The sequence below is a fragment of the Rhodoferax sp. genome, assembly GCF_011391645.1.
Lineage (GTDB): Bacteria > Pseudomonadota > Gammaproteobacteria > Burkholderiales > Burkholderiaceae_C > Rhodoferax.
This window is the reverse complement of record NZ_JAABQC010000072.1, coordinates 1-14,889: the sequence shown is the minus strand read 5'-3', so window position 1 is coordinate 14,889 and position 14,889 is coordinate 1. Positions and strand designations below refer to the sequence as shown.

13 protein-coding genes are annotated in these 14,889 nt (G+C 60.8%); 2 read left to right on the top strand and 11 right to left on the bottom strand.

The features are described 5' to 3' along the window. On the bottom strand, positions 1-987 hold a 987-nt coding region (locus GPS82_RS09880), incomplete at its 3' end, for an ABC transporter transmembrane domain-containing protein (RefSeq protein WP_296494006.1). A gap of 85 nt (positions 988-1,072) precedes the next feature. Here GPS82_RS09880 and GPS82_RS09875 point away from each other — a divergent pair. Beyond that, a complete protein-coding gene (locus GPS82_RS09875) occupies positions 1,073-1,537 on the top strand; it encodes an acyl-CoA thioesterase (protein WP_296494003.1) in 465 nt (154 codons plus the stop codon). Here the strand turns inward: GPS82_RS09875 and GPS82_RS09870 are convergent. From GPS82_RS09870 to GPS82_RS09825, 10 genes are all read right to left on the bottom strand, one after another. Beyond that, positions 1,512-2,102, bottom strand: a complete 591-nt coding sequence (locus GPS82_RS09870; protein WP_296494001.1) for a chalcone isomerase family protein — start codon at positions 2,100-2,102, stop codon at positions 1,512-1,514. The genes GPS82_RS09875 and GPS82_RS09870 overlap by 26 nt on opposite strands. Positions 2,103-2,198: 96 nt before the next feature. After that, the gene (locus GPS82_RS09865; RefSeq protein WP_296494000.1) at positions 2,199-2,687 is read right to left on the bottom strand and encodes a thioesterase family protein; all 489 of its coding nucleotides are present in this window, start codon (positions 2,685-2,687) and stop codon (positions 2,199-2,201) included. 26 nt (positions 2,688-2,713) lie between these two features. After that, on the bottom strand, positions 2,714-3,253 hold the full coding sequence (locus GPS82_RS09860; RefSeq protein WP_296493998.1) for a TlpA disulfide reductase family protein: 540 nt from the start codon (positions 3,251-3,253) through the stop codon (positions 2,714-2,716). Then, entirely contained in the window at positions 3,253-4,017 is a 765-nt protein-coding gene (locus tag GPS82_RS09855; RefSeq protein WP_296493995.1) for an enoyl-CoA hydratase, read from the bottom strand. The genes GPS82_RS09860 and GPS82_RS09855 overlap by 1 nt, the downstream gene beginning before the upstream one ends. A gap of 155 nt (positions 4,018-4,172) precedes the next feature. Next, the gene (locus GPS82_RS09850; RefSeq protein ID WP_296493993.1) at positions 4,173-5,369 is read right to left on the bottom strand and encodes an acetyl-CoA C-acyltransferase; all 1,197 of its coding nucleotides are present in this window, start codon (positions 5,367-5,369) and stop codon (positions 4,173-4,175) included. A 79-nt stretch (positions 5,370-5,448) separates the two neighbouring features. Beyond that, the gene (locus GPS82_RS09845; protein WP_296493990.1) at positions 5,449-7,848 is read right to left on the bottom strand and encodes a 3-hydroxyacyl-CoA dehydrogenase/enoyl-CoA hydratase family protein; all 2,400 of its coding nucleotides are present in this window, start codon (positions 7,846-7,848) and stop codon (positions 5,449-5,451) included. A 21-nt stretch (positions 7,849-7,869) separates the two neighbouring features. Next, entirely contained in the window at positions 7,870-9,666 is a 1,797-nt protein-coding gene (locus GPS82_RS09840; RefSeq protein WP_296493987.1) for an acyl-CoA dehydrogenase C-terminal domain-containing protein, read from the bottom strand. A gap of 27 nt (positions 9,667-9,693) precedes the next feature. Further along, on the bottom strand, positions 9,694-10,377 hold the full coding sequence (locus GPS82_RS09835; protein WP_296493986.1) for a TetR/AcrR family transcriptional regulator: 684 nt from the start codon (positions 10,375-10,377) through the stop codon (positions 9,694-9,696). Positions 10,378-10,517: 140 nt separating this feature from the next. Beyond that, positions 10,518-11,588 (bottom strand): serine/threonine protein kinase, encoded by a 1,071-nt coding sequence (locus GPS82_RS09830; RefSeq protein WP_296493983.1) that lies wholly within the window; start codon positions 11,586-11,588, stop codon positions 10,518-10,520. Beyond that, positions 11,581-14,139: an ATPase, T2SS/T4P/T4SS family gene (locus GPS82_RS09825; protein WP_296493981.1), complete on the bottom strand. Its 2,559-nt coding sequence runs from the start codon at positions 14,137-14,139 to the stop codon at positions 11,581-11,583. The genes GPS82_RS09830 and GPS82_RS09825 overlap by 8 nt, the downstream gene beginning before the upstream one ends. A gap of 233 nt (positions 14,140-14,372) precedes the next feature. On the opposite strand from GPS82_RS09825, the gene GPS82_RS09820 reads away from it, so the two are divergent. Beyond that, the coding region (locus GPS82_RS09820; protein WP_296493978.1) for a GMC family oxidoreductase N-terminal domain-containing protein at positions 14,373-14,889 on the top strand (517 nt) is incomplete at its 3' end.

Sequence of the window (14,889 nt, the reverse complement as noted above, 5' to 3'; positions counted from 1 at the left end):
CAGAAAACCCAGCGGAATGTAGAGCTGGATCATGAAGGCGTTGACCATCACCAGGTCGCCCAGCGTCATGCGGCCGTCGACCACGCCCTGGGTGGCGCGCCACAGCATGGCCACCAGGCCGGCGGCAATGATGAGCTGCTGGCCGGTGTTGAGCAGGCTTAAAGTGGTCTGGCTCTTGAGTGCCGCCTTGCGGTAGCGCTCCAGGTTCTCGTCGTAGCGGCGCGCCTCGAACTCCTCGTTGTTGAAGTATTTCACCGTCTCGTAGTTCAGCAGTGAGTCGATGGCCCGGCTGTGCGCGTTGCTGTCGAGCTCGTTCATCTCCTTTCTGAACTGGGTGCGCCACTCGGTCACCACAATGGTGAAGGTGATGTAGAGGACGAGCGCAATGATGGTGATCCAGGCAAACCACATGTCGAACTTGACCGCCAGAATGCTCAGCACCAGCGCCACCTCGATCAGCGTCGGGAAGATGCTGTAGAGCGAGTAGCTGATGAGCGAGTGCACCGCGCGGGTGCCACGCTCGATGTCGCGGGTCATGCCGCCAGTCTGGCGTTCCAGGTGAAAGCGCAGGCTCAGGGCGTGCAGATGGCGAAACACCTGCACCGAAATACTGCGCGAGGCACCCTCGGTGGCCTTGGCAAAAATCAGCTCGCGTAATTCGGCAAACAGCGTGGTCGACAGGCGCAGCAGCCCGTAGGCCACCAGCAAGCCCAGTGGCACCACCAGCAGGGCCTCGACGCCGATCGGCCCCTTGGGGTTCATGGTGTCGACCAGTTCCTTGAGCAGCAGCGGCACACTCACGTTGGCCAGCTTGGCGCCCACCATGAAAGCCAGTGCCGCGATCACGCGCCATTTGTATTCCCACAGGTAGGGGAACAGGCGCTGCAGGGTGGCCCAGTCGGAGCGGGGCGGTTTTTCGGCGGGTGCGGTGGCAGAAGCTGAATCGGTGGAGCTGCCGCTGTGACGGGCGGATGAATGGCTGCGCATGGGGGACAATCCTGACTATTTATGGGGCAGGCCGCAGTTGCACGAAATGCGCCAGCGCCGCCTCCAACACCCAAGGATTGTGCCCATGTCTACAAGTCCCCAAGCTGACGCGCCCCATGACGCGGCCAAGCCGCCCAAGCTTGAGCTGCCGCTGAACGAAAAGCTGGTGCTCAAGGTGATCCCGATGCCACGCGACGTGAATGCCAACGGCGACATTTTTGGCGGCTGGGTGATGGCGCAGGTCGATCTGGCCGGTGCCGTGATCGCCGCCCCCTACGCCGACGGCCGCATGGCGACGGTGGCAGTGAATGAATTCATCTTCAAGCAGCCGGTGCGGGTGGGTGACATCCTGTCGTTTTACGGCAAGCTGGTGCGCATCGGGCGCACGTCCATCACCGTCAAGATCGAGGTGTACGCCGAGCACTTTCGCTTGCAGGGCCACTACACCAAGGTCACCGAGGCTTCCATCACCTACGTGGCGATTGACGACCAGGGCAAGCCGCGCGCAGTGCCCAGGCCCGACATCACGCCCCGATCAAGCCCTTCTTGAGGCTGGCGTCGACCGGTTTTTCTCCCAGCCAGATACGCAGCACCGCGGTGAAAAAGTCGTCACCGGCAATCACGCTGCCTTTCATCTTGCCGTTCACCGTGACCTGCGTCCCCGCGTCGGGCAAAAACTCGAAGTGGATCACGTCACCCTTTTTGGCTTCGCCCACTGCCTTGAGATTCGCGTTGAGCGCGTCAATTTGCGGCTTCATGGCGGCAAACTGCGCTTCGGTGTGGTTGTCACGCAGACCGTCGTTCAGGGCGCTGGCAAAGCTCTGGGCATCCACGTCACGCAGCATGGTGATGGCGACGCGGCGCGCGCCTTTTTGTGCCAGCAACTGGGCTGAGCTGGTGGCCTTCTGAGGCAGGTACAAGCCGGCCACATAGACTTTGAAGAAAACTTTGGTGCGCACGCCGGCGCCATTGAGCTGCAGCGTGGAGGCGCCCACCTGGTTGGTCGCCTCCAGCTTGACGCCCTCAACCTCGAGCGCTTGCGCCCAGGCGCCAGCGGCAGCGAATGCCAGAAGCACAGCGGCAAGGGTGTTTTTCAGTGGTTTGAATTGACGCATTTGATGTCTCCTTCGGTTAAAAAACTCTTTGCCGTTCACGTTCGGATTGGCTTGTTTGCTGGATTCTATGGCTTAAAAGCTGTGCACAGGCGGCCCTCAGGACACGATGTAGGCCCCGGCCCCGGTGGACAGCAATTTGCCGTCAGCGCCCAAAAACTCCATGCGCGTGGAGGCCACGCGCGAGCCCAGGCGCATTACCTCGGCGCGCAGCTCAAACCATTCGCCAATGCCGGGGCGCAGGTAATCAATGCGCAGGTCAATGGTGCCAAGCTTGGCAAAACGCTGCAGGCGCTGCTGCGGGGTTTCGTTCATGTGGCGCGCGCCAATGGCCGCCATCACCGCCAGGCCACCCAACGCATCGAGTGAGGCGCTGATGACGCCACCATGGATACGGTTATAGGCATAGTGGCCCACCAATTCATTGCGCATGTCGATGCGCGCCCTGACCTGGGTGGGCTGTACCGAAGTGATCTTAAAGCCCAGCATACGGTTGAAGACAATCATTTCTTCGAAGATCTTCTTGAGGCCGGCAACGAACTCGTCCTCGAACTGGACATCAACAGGCGTTTTGGCAGGGTGCGGCATGGGTAATTTTTCCAGACCAGCGTGGGTCATTTCTTCAGGACAATGGAGGGCGTTGCGGCAATGCGAAAGGTGTTGCGGATCAATTGCATGGCCTGCGGGCCGTCCCACTCGCGGGCACCGACCACCTTGGCAAGGACGCGGCCCTTGGCGTCCACCAGCACGGTCAGCGGCAATTGTGAGGCACCCAGCATGTGTTCCAGTTCCAACTGACGGTCAATGTAATGGTTGATGGTGGCATTGCTTTTGCGCAGGAAACTCTTGGCGGCCTGCGGGTAGTCATCGGTGGAAATGCCGATGACGGTGAATTGCTGCCCCAGGTCGCTCCAGGCCAGGCGCTCTAACGAGCCCATTTCCGCAATGCAGGGCGGGCACCAACTGGCCCAGACGTTGATGATCAGGGGCTTGCCGCGAAACGTCGACAGTTTTTGGTCCGGGCCATTGAGCCCGAGCATGGTGGCTTCGCGCAGCACGCTGCCCACCTTCACCTCGCCGGGCGTGGCGGCTGCGCTGCTGGCGCCAGCGAGCAGGCCGGCGACCAGTGTGCTTGCGGCAAGCAAGGCGCGCATCAGAAGCTGCTGAAATCGGGTTGGCGCTTTTCCATGAACGCGGAAAAGGCTTCACGCGCCGCCGGCTCGCCCAGCATGCGGCCAAAAATGACCGCTTCTTCAGCCATGCGCTGCGCCACCAGACTGGCTTGCCCCTGCTTCATCAGTTGTTTGGTGGCAAGCAGCGAGGCCATCGGCTTGGTTGCCAGCTTTTGCGCCTGGCGCCGGGCCAGGGCATTTGCCTCGGCAGGCGGCACGATGCGGCTGACCAGGCCCATTTCCAGCGCCGACTCGGCCAGGAAAGGCTCGCCCAGCAGCAGCGCCTCGGCGGCGCGGCCGTAGCCCATGCGCTGCGGTGCCAGCAGGCTCGATGCGGCTTCCGGGCACACACCGAGGTTGACAAAAGGCATGGCAAACGCCGCGTTGTCGCCGGCATAAACCAGATCGCAATGGAACAGCATGGTGGTGCCAATGCCCACGGCCGGGCCGCACACCGCCGCAATGATGGGCTTGGTAAAGAGGTTGATGGCGCGCAGGAACTGGAACACCGGCGCGTCCACCGACGTGGGCGGATTTTTCAGGAAGTCTGCAATGTCATTGCCCGAGCTGAAAATGGTCTCATGGCCTTGAAACACCACCACACGCACCGATGCATCGGCCTGCGCCTGGGTCAAGGCGTCCGCCATGGCCGAATACATGGCGGTTGTGAACGAATTTTTCTTGGCCACGCGGTTCAGCGTAAGGGTGGTGACGCTGTCAGAGGTGTCAATCAAAATGTCGGTCATAAAGTTTTCCTTGGGGCTGTAACAAGTTTGCGCCTTGCATTTTCCACGAATAACCCGAAGTCATTCGTCGCGGGGGCGCGACTCCCACAAAGACTGACGTTGCTGCTGTCCTGTGGGTGTCGCGCCCCCGCGACGAAGGCTGTAGCGCGTTTCGTTCAGACGCGCTCAAAAATCCCGGCAGCGCCCTGGCCCATGCCAATGCACATGGTGACCATGCCGTATTTGCCCTGGGTGCGCTGCAGTCCGTGCACCAGGGTGGCGGCGCGGATGGCGCCGGTGGCGCCCAGCGGGTGGCCCAGCGCAATCGCGCCGCCCATCGGGTTGACTTTGGCCGGGTCCAGCCCCAGCGTGTTCATGACGGCCAGCGACTGCGCGGCAAAGGCTTCGTTCAACTCGATCCAGTCCATCTGGTCGAGCGTCAGGCCGCCGTTGCGCAGCGCTGCCGGAATCGCCTCGATCGGGCCAATGCCCATGAACTGCGGCGGCACGCCTTTGGCGGCAAACGACACAAATCGCGCCAGCGGCTTGAGGCCAAACTGCCTGACGGCTTTTTCGCTGCACAGAATCAGCGCACCGGCACCGTCGGAGGTTTGCGAGCTGTTGCCGGCCGTGACTGTGCCACGCGCGGCAAACGGGTTCTTGAGCTTGGCCAGGCCTTCAAGCGAGGTGTCGGCGCGCGCACCTTCGTCCAGGCTCACCACCCGTTTTTTCTCGATGACTTCACCGGTGGCCAGGTTGGGCGAGCGGTCAATCACTTCAATTGGGGTGGTTTCTGCGGTGAAATAGCCGGCAGCCTGCGCCGCCAGTGCGCGCTGGTGCGACTGCAACGCAAACGCGTCCTGCGCGTCGCGGCTGACCTTCCATTGGGTGGCCACTTTTTCGGCGGTCAGGCCCATGCCGTAGGCGATGCCAATGTCATCGTCGCGCTCGAACATCAGCGGCGAGAACGACGGCGCGTTGCCGGTCATTGGCACCATGCTCATGCTTTCCACGCCGGCGGCGATCATCACGTCAGCCTCGCCCACACGAATCCGGTCAGCGGCCATCTGGATCGCCGTGACGCCCGAGGCGCAAAACCGGTTGATGGTGACACCGCCCACACTCACCGGCAGGCCTGCCAGCACCGCGCCAATGCGGGCAATGTTCAGGCCTTGCGGGCCTTCGGGAATGGCGCAGCCGCAGATGATGTCCTCGATGGCATTGGGGTCCAGCCCGGGCGCCTGGGCCAGCGCCGACTGCAGCACCTTGACCAGCAGGTCATCCGGACGCATGTTGCGGAAATAGCCACGATGCGACTTGCCGATAGGGCTGCGCGTGGCGGCGACGACATAGGCTTCTTGAATTTGTTTCATAAACTTCTCTCAATCAGATTTGATCAGTAGAGGACAGAGCAAATTTGCCGCGCAAATCCTGGTCTGTCCCTCAAGGTTGTTAATTTCGCACCGGCTTGCCGTTTTGCATCATGCCCATGATGCGTTCCTGCGTTTTGGGGTTGCCAAGCAGCACACCAAAGGCCTGGCGCTCCAGCGTCATCAGGTAGTCCTCGTCGACGAGGCTGCCGGCATCCACATCGCCACCGCACACCACCCAGGCAATCTGGCAACCGATAAAGTAGTCGTAGGCGCTGATGAAGCCGCCGTCGCGCATGTTGACCAAGCTGCCCTTGATGGTGGCCAGACCGCTGCGGCCCGCCACTGGAAACTGGCGCTTGAGCGGGGCCCGGTAACCACTGTCATACATGGCCCTGGCCTCGTTGATGGCGACAAACAGCAGTTCGTCCTTGTGGGGCACGATCACATCGCTGTCCAGCAGGTAGCCCAGCTTGCGCGACTCCAGCGCGCTGGTGCCCACCTTGGCCATGGCAGCCGCCGTGAAGCCCTCGGTGAGGAACGGCAGCAGGTCTTTGCCGGTGGAACTGGCGGCGTTCTCGGCGGCACGGCGGGCAATGTAGGCCAGGCCACCGGCGCCGGGCACCAGGCCCACGCCGACTTCGACCAGGCCGATGTAGCTCTCCATCGCCGCCACGCGTTTGGCCGAGTAAACCGCCAACTCGCAGCCGCCGCCCAGCGCCAGCCCGCGCACGGCCGAGACCACCGGCACATTGGCGTAACGCAGTTTCAGCATGGCCTGCTGCATCTCCAGCTCGGAGGCCGAGATCGCCTTGACACCGCCCGTCATGAAGGCTGGCAGCATGGCCTGCAGGTCGGCCCCGGCGGAGAACATCTCGTCGTTGGACCAGATTACCATGCCCTTGTAGTTGTCTTCGGCCAGCGCCAGGCCTTTCAGCAGCCCTTCGACCACATCCGGGCTGATCGCGTGCATCTTGGTCTTGATGCTGGCAATCACCACCTCGTCGTCCAGCGTCCACAGGCGGACTGCGTCGTCTTCATGCAAGGTGGTGCCGGCTTTGGCCGCTGCGGGCGCCTGCGCGCCCAGCACACTTTCGGGAAAGTGCTGTCGCGCGTAAACCGGCAAACTGCGCACCGGCACAAATTGGCCGCTGGTCGGGTTCCATGAGCCTTGCGGCGTGTGCACACCGCCGGCGTCGGCCACCGGGCCGTTGAACACCCAGTCGGGCAGCGGCGCGTTGCACAGCGCCTTGCCGGCCTCGATGTCTTCCTTGACCATGTTGGCAATCTTCAACCAACCGGCCTCTTGCCACAACTCGAACGGGCCCTGCTTCATGCCAAAGCCCCAGCGCATGCAGAAGTCGACGTCACGCGCGTTGTCGGCAATGTGCGCCAGATGGACGGCGGCGTAATGAAAGGCATTGCGCAAAATGGCCCACAGGAACTGGCCCTGCGCACCCTCGCTGTTGCGCAGCAGCTGCAGGCGTTCACCAGCGGGCTTTTTCAGCATGCGGGTGTAAACCTCGTCGGCTTTTTCACCGCCGGGCACATAGGTTTTTGTCGCCGGGTCGAAACGCATGATGTCGCGGCCCACCTTCTTGAAGAAGCCAGCCTTGGCCTTTTGGCCCAGGTGGCCCATTTCCAGCAGCGTTTTAACCACTTCCGGCGTGGCAAAACTGGCGTAAAACGGATCAGTTTCAAGGCTCAAGGTGTCTTGCAGCGTCTTGATGACATGGGCCATGGTGTCAAGCCCCACCACGTCGGCGGTCCGGAAAGTGCCGGAGCTGGCGCGGCCCAGTTTTTTGCCGGTCAGGTCATCCACCACATCCACGCTCAAGCCAAAGTTTTCCACCTCTTTCATGGTCGCCAGCATGCCGGCCACGCCAACCCGGTTGGCGATGAAGTTGGGCGTGTCTTTGGCGCGCACCACACCCTTGCCCAGGGCGCTGGTCACGAAGGCTTCGAGATTGTCCAGAATATGCGGCTCGGTGGTGGGGGTGTTGATCAGTTCCACCAGCAGCATGTAACGCGGCGGGTTGAAGAAGTGGATGCCGCAAAAGCGCGGCTTGATCTCCTCGGGCAGCACTTCGCTGAGTTTGGTGATCGACAGCCCCGAGGTGTTGGACGCCACGATGGCGTGTGGTGCCAAAAATGGCGCGATCTTTTTGTACAGGTCAAGCTTCCAGTCCATGCGCTCGGCAATCGCCTCGATCACCAGGTCGCAGTCCAGGAGCTGATCCATGTGCTCCTCGTAGTTGGCTTGTCTGATCAGGGCCGCATCTTCGGCCACGCCCAGCGGTGAGGGCTTGAGCTTCTTGAGGCCGTCGATGGCGCGGCTGACGATGCCGTTCTTCGGGCCTTCCTTGGCGGGCAAATCAAACAAGATCACGGGCACTTTGCAATTGACCAGGTGCGCGGCAATTTGTGCACCCATCACGCCGGCACCCAGCACGGCGACTTTTCTGACATTGAAGCGGGACATGTTTTTTCCTTGAGTGATTGATCAGGCCAGTGCGGCGTCGGTGTCCATCAGCACTTTACTGCCAGTGCGGGCAGTGCGCATGAGGGTTGCGGTTTCAGGGAACAATTTGGCAAAGTAAAAGCGTGCCGTTTGCAGCTTGGCCAAGTAAAACGGGTCGGTGTTGCCCGCGGCAATCTGGCGCAACGCCACTTGCGCCATGCGCGCCCAGAAGTAGCCAAACACCAGGTGGCCGGCCACGCGCAGATAGTCCACGGCGGCAGCGCCCACCTCGTCGGGGTTCTGGAAGCCCTTGAAGCCAAGCTCGGTGGTGAACTTGGTCATCTGGTCGCCCAGAATCGCAATCGGGGTGATGAACTCGGCCATCTTCTCGTTCACGCCTTCTTCGGCCACCAAGGCGCCAATGAGCTTGCCAAATTTCTTCAGGGTGGCGCCATTGTTGCTCAGCACTTTTCGACCCAGCAGGTCGAGCGACTGGATCGTGTTGGTGCCCTCGTAAATCATGTTGATGCGGGCATCGCGCACAAACTGCTCCATGCCCCACTCCTTGATGTAGCCGTGGCCGCCAAACACCTGCATGCAAGTTGACGTGGCAGTCCAGCCGTTGTCGGTGATGAAGGCCTTGACGATGGGGGTCAGCAGGGCCAGCAATTCGCCCGACTCCTTGCGCACCGCTTCATCGGTGTGGTTAATCTCCTTTTCAAGGAGCATGGAGCTGAAGCACATCAGTGCGCGGCCGCCTTCGGCATACGCCTTGGCGGTGAGCAGCATCTTGCGCACATCAGGGTGCACGATGATCGGGTCGGCAGGTTTGTCCTTGGCCTTGGCGCCAGTCAGGGAGCGCATCTGGATGCGGTCTTTGGCGTAGGCCAGCGCGTTCTGATAAGCCACTTCGGTCAGGCCCAGCGACTGGTTGCCCACGCCCAGGCGCGCCGCGTTCATCATCACAAACATGCCCTGCATGCCCTTGTTGGGTTGGCCCACCAAGGTGCCCACGGCAGCGTCAAGCACGATCTGCGCGGTGGCACTGGACTTGATGCCCATCTTGTGCTCCAGGCCGCCGCAGTAAATACCATTGCGCGCACCCAATGAGTTGTCGGCATTGACCAGGAATTTGGGCACGATGAACAGGCTCACGCCCTTGATGCCGGGGGGCGCGTCGGGCAGGCGGGCCAGCACCAGATGGATGATGTTGTCGGTCAGGTCATGCTCGCCGGCACTGATGAAAATCTTGTTGCCGGTGATCTTGTAAGTGCCGTCGCCCTGCGGCTCGGCCTTGGTGCGCATCAGCCCCAGGTCGGTGCCGCAGTGGGGTTCGGTCAGGCACATGGTGCCGGTCCACTCGCCGCTGATCATCTTGTGCAGGTAGGTGGCCTTTTGCTCTGGCGTGCCATGGGCTTCCAGAGCGGCATAAGCGCCGTGCGTCAGGCCGGGGTACATGGCCCAGGCCTGGTTGGCGGAGTTCATCATTTCGTAAAAACACTGGTTCACGATCAGCGGCAGCCCCTGGCCGCCAAACTCGGGGTCGCAAGCCAGCGCGGCCCAGCCACCGGCCACGTATTGGGCATAGGCCTCTTTGTAGCCCGTGGGTGTGGTGACCGCATGGCTGGCGAGATCGTACTTGCAGCCCTCGGTGTCGCCGCTGATATTGATCGGCAGCAGCACCTCAGCCGCAAACTTGCCGCCTTCTTCGAGCACGGCGTTGATGGTGTCGGCGTCCATGTCGGCATGCGCCGGCATGGCTTGCAGGTCAGCGCTGACGTTGAGCACCTCGTGCATGACAAACTGCATGTCGCGCAGTGGCGGGGTATAGATGGCCATGGTGTTTTCTCCTTGGAAATAAAAGACTTAATGCGACTTTGGTGCTTGAGGCAGCGAGCTTTTGCCGTAACGCAACAAGGTGTTTTCAAAGCCGGTGTTGGCGCGTCCCAGCGCTCCCGGGTACTTCAGAAAGCGGGCTTCGTAGTGCAGCGCCAGAATCAGGCCGTGGATCTCGAAAGCCATTTGTGCCTCGTCGGCATCGGGCACCAAATGGCCCTCATCCTTGGCTTGCGCCACGGCGCGCTGAAAGGCGGTCAGCCAGGTTTGCACCGAACTGACCAAGGCATCGCGCACCGGGCCCGGCCGGTCGTCGAAGGCCACCGCGCCGCTGATAAAAATGCAACCTGACTGGATTTCAATGGCCACGCGCTTCATCCAGTTGCCAAACAGCGCGCGCACCCGGGGCAAGCCACGCGGCGCGTCCAGTGCCGGAAAAAAGACCTCGTCAGAAAAGCGCTGGAAGTACTCGCGCACGACAGAAATCTGCAACTCCTCACGCGAGCCAAAATGGGCAAAAACGCCCGACTTGCTCATGTGCGTGACTTCGGCCAGCGCGCCGATGCTCAGGCCTTCGATGCCAATCTGCTCGGCCAGACCCAGCGCAGCGTTGATGATGGTTTGCTTGGTCTGCTGGCCCTTTTGCAACGCACGGACGCTGTTGCTCCGCTTGCTGAGAAGGTCTGAAGTGGGTTTTCGGGGCGAAGAGAGCATGGTTATTGCGCATAAATAGTACGATCGTTCTATTTTGCAGCATTTCTGATACCAGTGCGAGCCCGGCGGCACTTCTAGGGTGCTTGACCTAGGGGTTTTCCGGGTAAACCCCTAGGGCGATCGTGGCGCCAGCAGGTCGGTCAAGCCGAAAGCGGGTCTTCCCGCATGGCCTCAATTTGCTCTTGCAGCATCAGCACCTGGCCTTGCCAGTAGTCACTGGAGCCAAACCACGGGAAGTGAATGGGGAAGGTTGGATCGTCCCAGCGCCGAGCCAGCCAGGCGCTGTAATGCAGCAGTCGCAGGGTGCGCAAGGGCTCGATCAGGGCGAGTTCGCGCCGGTCAAAGGGCCTGAATTGCTCATAGCCATCCATCAGGCACCCGAGTTGGCGGGTTTGTTGCTGCCGGTCGCCGCTGAGCAGCATCCACAGGTCTTGCACCGCCGGCCCTGTGCGGGCGTCGTCCAGGTCCACAAAATGCGGTCCCGGCTGGGCGCTGGCGGGTGAAGCGAGCGGCGTCCACAAAATATTGCCCGGGTGACAGTCGCCGTGCAAGCGGATCCGCTGAATGGCATCGTCGTGGGCGAATTCGTCGTGTGAGGGAGTCGCCGGGCTGGCAGGCGCGCCAGCCAGGCAGCCGTGGGCGGCGATCAGGTCAAGCGCTTGTTGCGAGACCCTGGCCCAGCTTGACTGCACGTCCAGCGGCACCTGGTCGTGCGACAGCAGCCATTCGCGCGAGGCGATGCCAAAGCTGGCCAGGTCGAGTGCCGGGCGGTGGACAAAGGGCCTGACGGCACCCACGGCATGGATGCGCGCCAAAAAGCGGCCAATCCATTCCAGCACCTCCGGGTCGTCAAGTTCAGGGAAGCGCCCGCCACGGCGGGGGCTCACGCTGAAGGCGAAGCCGCCAAAGTGGTTGAGCGTGCTGCCCCCCAGGGTGAGCGGGCCAACCACCGGAATCTCGGCGCGCGTCAACTCCTGCGAAAACGCGTGCTCTTCCAGAATCTGCGCATCAAGCCAGCGCCCCGGGCGGTAAAACTTGGCCACCACCGCGTCGCCGTTGTCAAGGTGCAATTGATAGACACGGTTTTCATACGAACTCAGGGACATTTGCCGGCCGTCGCAAAACATCCCCACGCTGGCCAGCGCATCCATCACCACATCCGGGGTCAGCGACTGGTAGGGGTGGGCTGACGCTTGGCTGCGTTCAGACATTGCTGTTGGCACGGGCCTCTTCAATGCTGGTCAGTCCGGCCAGCACCTTGCTGATGCCGTCCTGGCGCAGCGTGCGAAATTTTCCAGATTTGAACGCCTCGGCCTGGATCAGTTCCGGGTGCGCACTGGTCTGAATCAGGTGCCGGATACCGGCTGACACCATCAACAACTCCTGAATGGCCAAACGGCCCGCCAGGCCTGTGCCCTTGCATTCGGGGCATCCTGCCGAGTGGTAACGGTTGAGCACACCCTTGTGACCAAACTGCTGCAGCCATTGCGCCAGGACTTCGTCCCGAGCGGGGCGCAAGTCGGCCGGGAAAACAGCCAGGTAGTCGCTCAGCAGTTCATTGACATAGGCATCGCTGGCAGGTTCCATGACGACGCACGAGGTGCATAGCTTTCTCACCAGGCGCTGCGCCAGAACGGCCAGCAGCGAATCGGCAAAATTGAAGGGGTCCATGCCCATGTCAACCAGCCGGGTGATCGTTTCCGCTGCGCTGTTGGTATGCAGCGTGGACAGCAACAAGTGTCCGGTGAGCGAGGCCTCGATGGCGATACGGGCCGTCTCGGCGTCCCGAATTTCACCCACCATGATGATGTCGGGGTCGGCGCGCAGGAAGGAGCGCAGCGCTTTGGCAAAGGTCCAGTCGATCTTTGGGTTCACCTGGACCTGGCGCAAATCGGGCTGGGTGATTTCAACCGGGTCTTCAGCGGTCCAAATTTTGCGCTCGGGCGTGTTGAGGTAGCTCAGTATTGAATGCAGGGTGGTGGTCTTGCCCGAGCCGGTGGGTCCCACGCACAGCACCATCCCATAAGGCCGGGAAACGGCATCACGCAACTGCGCCAGGTTGGTATCAGACAGCAGCAGCTTGTCCATGGCGATCGGTTTGCTTGACGTCAGCAAGCGCATCACCACGTCTTCCAGCCGGTTGGTAGTGGGGATGGTGGCAATACGCAATTCAAGCCGGTGCTTGGCGGAAAATTTGCTGAAATTAATTTTGCCGTCTTGCGGCTTGCGATTTTCCGAGATGTCGAGGTCGGCCATGATCTTGAGCCTGGCCACCAGGGCAGCGCGGTAGTTGGCCGGCAGCTCAAGGTAGGGAAACAAAATACCGTCCTTGCGAAACCGGATCCGGACTTTGGCGCGTCGGGGCTGCGACTCCACATGGATGTCCGAAACACCCCGGTTGTAAGCCTCAATGATCATGGTGTTGATCAGCCGCACCAGCGTGTTGTCAGACTGTTCAATGGGTTTGTCGAGCTCATCGGAGTCAGCCCCGCTCAAGTCGCCATGCTCCATCGACTCCAGCAAATCAGTGGAGCTCAGCTGATCTTTGTCGTGGTCTGAAAAACCAGGCAAATCCTCGCTCAGGACGCTGCGGTGCAAGCCGAATTTTTCGTAGGTCTCAACAATTTTTTGTTTGATCTGAAGCTCATCACCCAACGTGGCGATGACCCGGCCCTGCACCAGAAACTCCAGTTCTTCGATCATTTTGCGCTGCGTGGGGTCCACCGAGGCCACCACGGTCAGGTTGTCCCGCGACAACAACGGCATTACTTTCAGACGTTTGGCCGTGACCATCGGAATACTGGTCAATGCTGCAGCGTCGACGGGGAACAGCTTGACGTCCACCATCGGGTAGCCCATTTTCCTGGCCAGAGCAATATTGAGGTCGTGCCGGCTCAGGAACCCCATCCTGATCAGGAGCTCGCCCAACGGCACGGAGCGCTCCGCTTTTTGTCGTTCCAGTGCCTGGCGGAGTTGCTCACTGCTGATGTAGCCCATCAGGGTCAGCGCCTCGCCCATCCGGATCATGGGCATTTTGGACTGCTGGGAGAGCGCCAGCATCAATTGCTCCGGATAGACGACAGCCGTGTCGAGCAGGTAGTCGCCAAGCTTGCGGCTGCGCATGTCCTTTTGTTCGTTGGCCGCCTGCTCAACCTGCTTTTCTGTGACAGCCTGATCCTGCACCAGCAAATGTCCAATCTTGCCACCGGCGGCGAAACTTGAAAATGCTTCACGCGGGATAAATACCTGTTCGACCGATCCCTGATCTCCCACAGGCGGGAACAAAAACACGCCGTAATCAGTTTCGACATAACCGATGGTCAGCCCGCAGACGGGTTCTCCGGTCAGCATCTTTATGTCGTATTCCAGGGTGGATTTGTAGCCCAGAATTTCGGCAAACTGGTCCGGGGTGATGACCTCCCGGGGAAACAATTGCGGTTTCAGCGTCAGGCGACGAAACTGAGCAAACGACAAGGAAACAGGCGTCGGGCTGGTTTCAATGCTGAGGTGGATGATGTGCTTGGCAGCGTTCAGGTTGAGCAGCTTGCAGCGCCGAATCACACCCGTGAGACCTTCAAGTTCACAATCCTGGGGCTCGTTCCAGGGCTTCGCAGCGTTGTAGACCGCGTAGGGCGGCGTTGGCCAACGAAATTCGGGCTCTGGCTCTGGCGCTTTTCTGAAGTGGTCCACGGACGCCTTGCCCATGCCTTGCGCCGAGACTTTTTCTTGATTTTTTGAAATCAAGGAGTCAGGAGCGGGCATGGTCACCCTCCCCGGAATGATGAGTAAATGAAAAACTAAGCACGACTGCGACCCTTTTTTATTTAAATTTGGATGCATATCATGCCTCATTTAGGTGTTTGTGCTCGTTTTTTTCCTAAAAACTGACGCCTGTTTGTGGTTTATCTTGGGGTTTGGCTCTACAACAGGAGGTTTTTTTGCGCTAACCTGACTCGGCGATATGAATTTAAACGTCACAAGATCTGGAGCAAATCATGCTTGATTACCTCATCATCGGGGGCGGATCGGCCGGCTGCGTGCTGGCCGCGCGACTTTCGGAGGACCCGGGTATCCAGGTGGCATTGCTTGAAGCGGGTCCGGTGGACAGCAGCGTGCTGATTCATTGTCCGGCAGGGCTGGCGGCCATGGCCAAGTTTGGCCTGCTGGGCTGGGGTTTGAACACCGTGCCACAACCTGGCTTGAATGGTCGCAGGGGTTACCAGCCGCGCGGCAAGGTGCTGGGCGGCTCCAGCTCACTCAATGCCATGGTTTACACCCGCGGCCAGCCCGCTGACTACGACCACTGGGCAGCGCAGGGCAACCCCGGCTGGTCGTATGCCGAGGTTCTGCCCTATTTCAAAAAGGCCGAGCACAACGAGCGTGGCGGCGACGACTTTCATGGCGTGGGCGGACCGCTCAATGTGATGGATTTGCGCAGCCCGCACCGTTTCGCGGAACTGTTTGTGCAGGCGGGCGCACAGGCGGGCTACCCGCTCAACGCCGATTTCAACG

Excerpts from the sequence above, each read along its gene's own strand:
- GPS82_RS09845 (WP_296493990.1), bottom strand. The coding sequence starts at position 7,848 with ATGTCCCGCTTCAATGTCAGAAAAGTCGCCGTGCTGGGTGCCGGCGTG.
- GPS82_RS09875 (WP_296494003.1), top strand. The coding sequence starts at position 1,073 with ATGTCTACAAGTCCCCAAGCTGACGCGCCCCATGACGCGGCCAAGCCG.
- GPS82_RS09855 (WP_296493995.1), bottom strand. The coding sequence starts at position 4,017 with ATGACCGACATTTTGATTGACACCTCTGACAGCGTCACCACCCTTACG.
- GPS82_RS09870 (WP_296494001.1), bottom strand. The coding sequence starts at position 2,102 with ATGCGTCAATTCAAACCACTGAAAAACACCCTTGCCGCTGTGCTTCTG.
- GPS82_RS09860 (WP_296493998.1), bottom strand. The coding sequence starts at position 3,253 with ATGCGCGCCTTGCTTGCCGCAAGCACACTGGTCGCCGGCCTGCTCGCT.
- GPS82_RS09840 (WP_296493987.1), bottom strand. The coding sequence starts at position 9,666 with ATGGCCATCTATACCCCGCCACTGCGCGACATGCAGTTTGTCATGCAC.
- GPS82_RS09825 (WP_296493981.1), bottom strand. The coding sequence starts at position 14,139 with ATGCCCGCTCCTGACTCCTTGATTTCAAAAAATCAAGAAAAAGTCTCG.
- GPS82_RS09830 (WP_296493983.1), bottom strand. The coding sequence starts at position 11,588 with ATGTCTGAACGCAGCCAAGCGTCAGCCCACCCCTACCAGTCGCTGACC.
- GPS82_RS09835 (WP_296493986.1), bottom strand. The coding sequence starts at position 10,377 with ATGCTCTCTTCGCCCCGAAAACCCACTTCAGACCTTCTCAGCAAGCGG.
- GPS82_RS09865 (WP_296494000.1), bottom strand. The coding sequence starts at position 2,687 with ATGCCGCACCCTGCCAAAACGCCTGTTGATGTCCAGTTCGAGGACGAG.
- GPS82_RS09850 (WP_296493993.1), bottom strand. The coding sequence starts at position 5,369 with ATGAAACAAATTCAAGAAGCCTATGTCGTCGCCGCCACGCGCAGCCCT.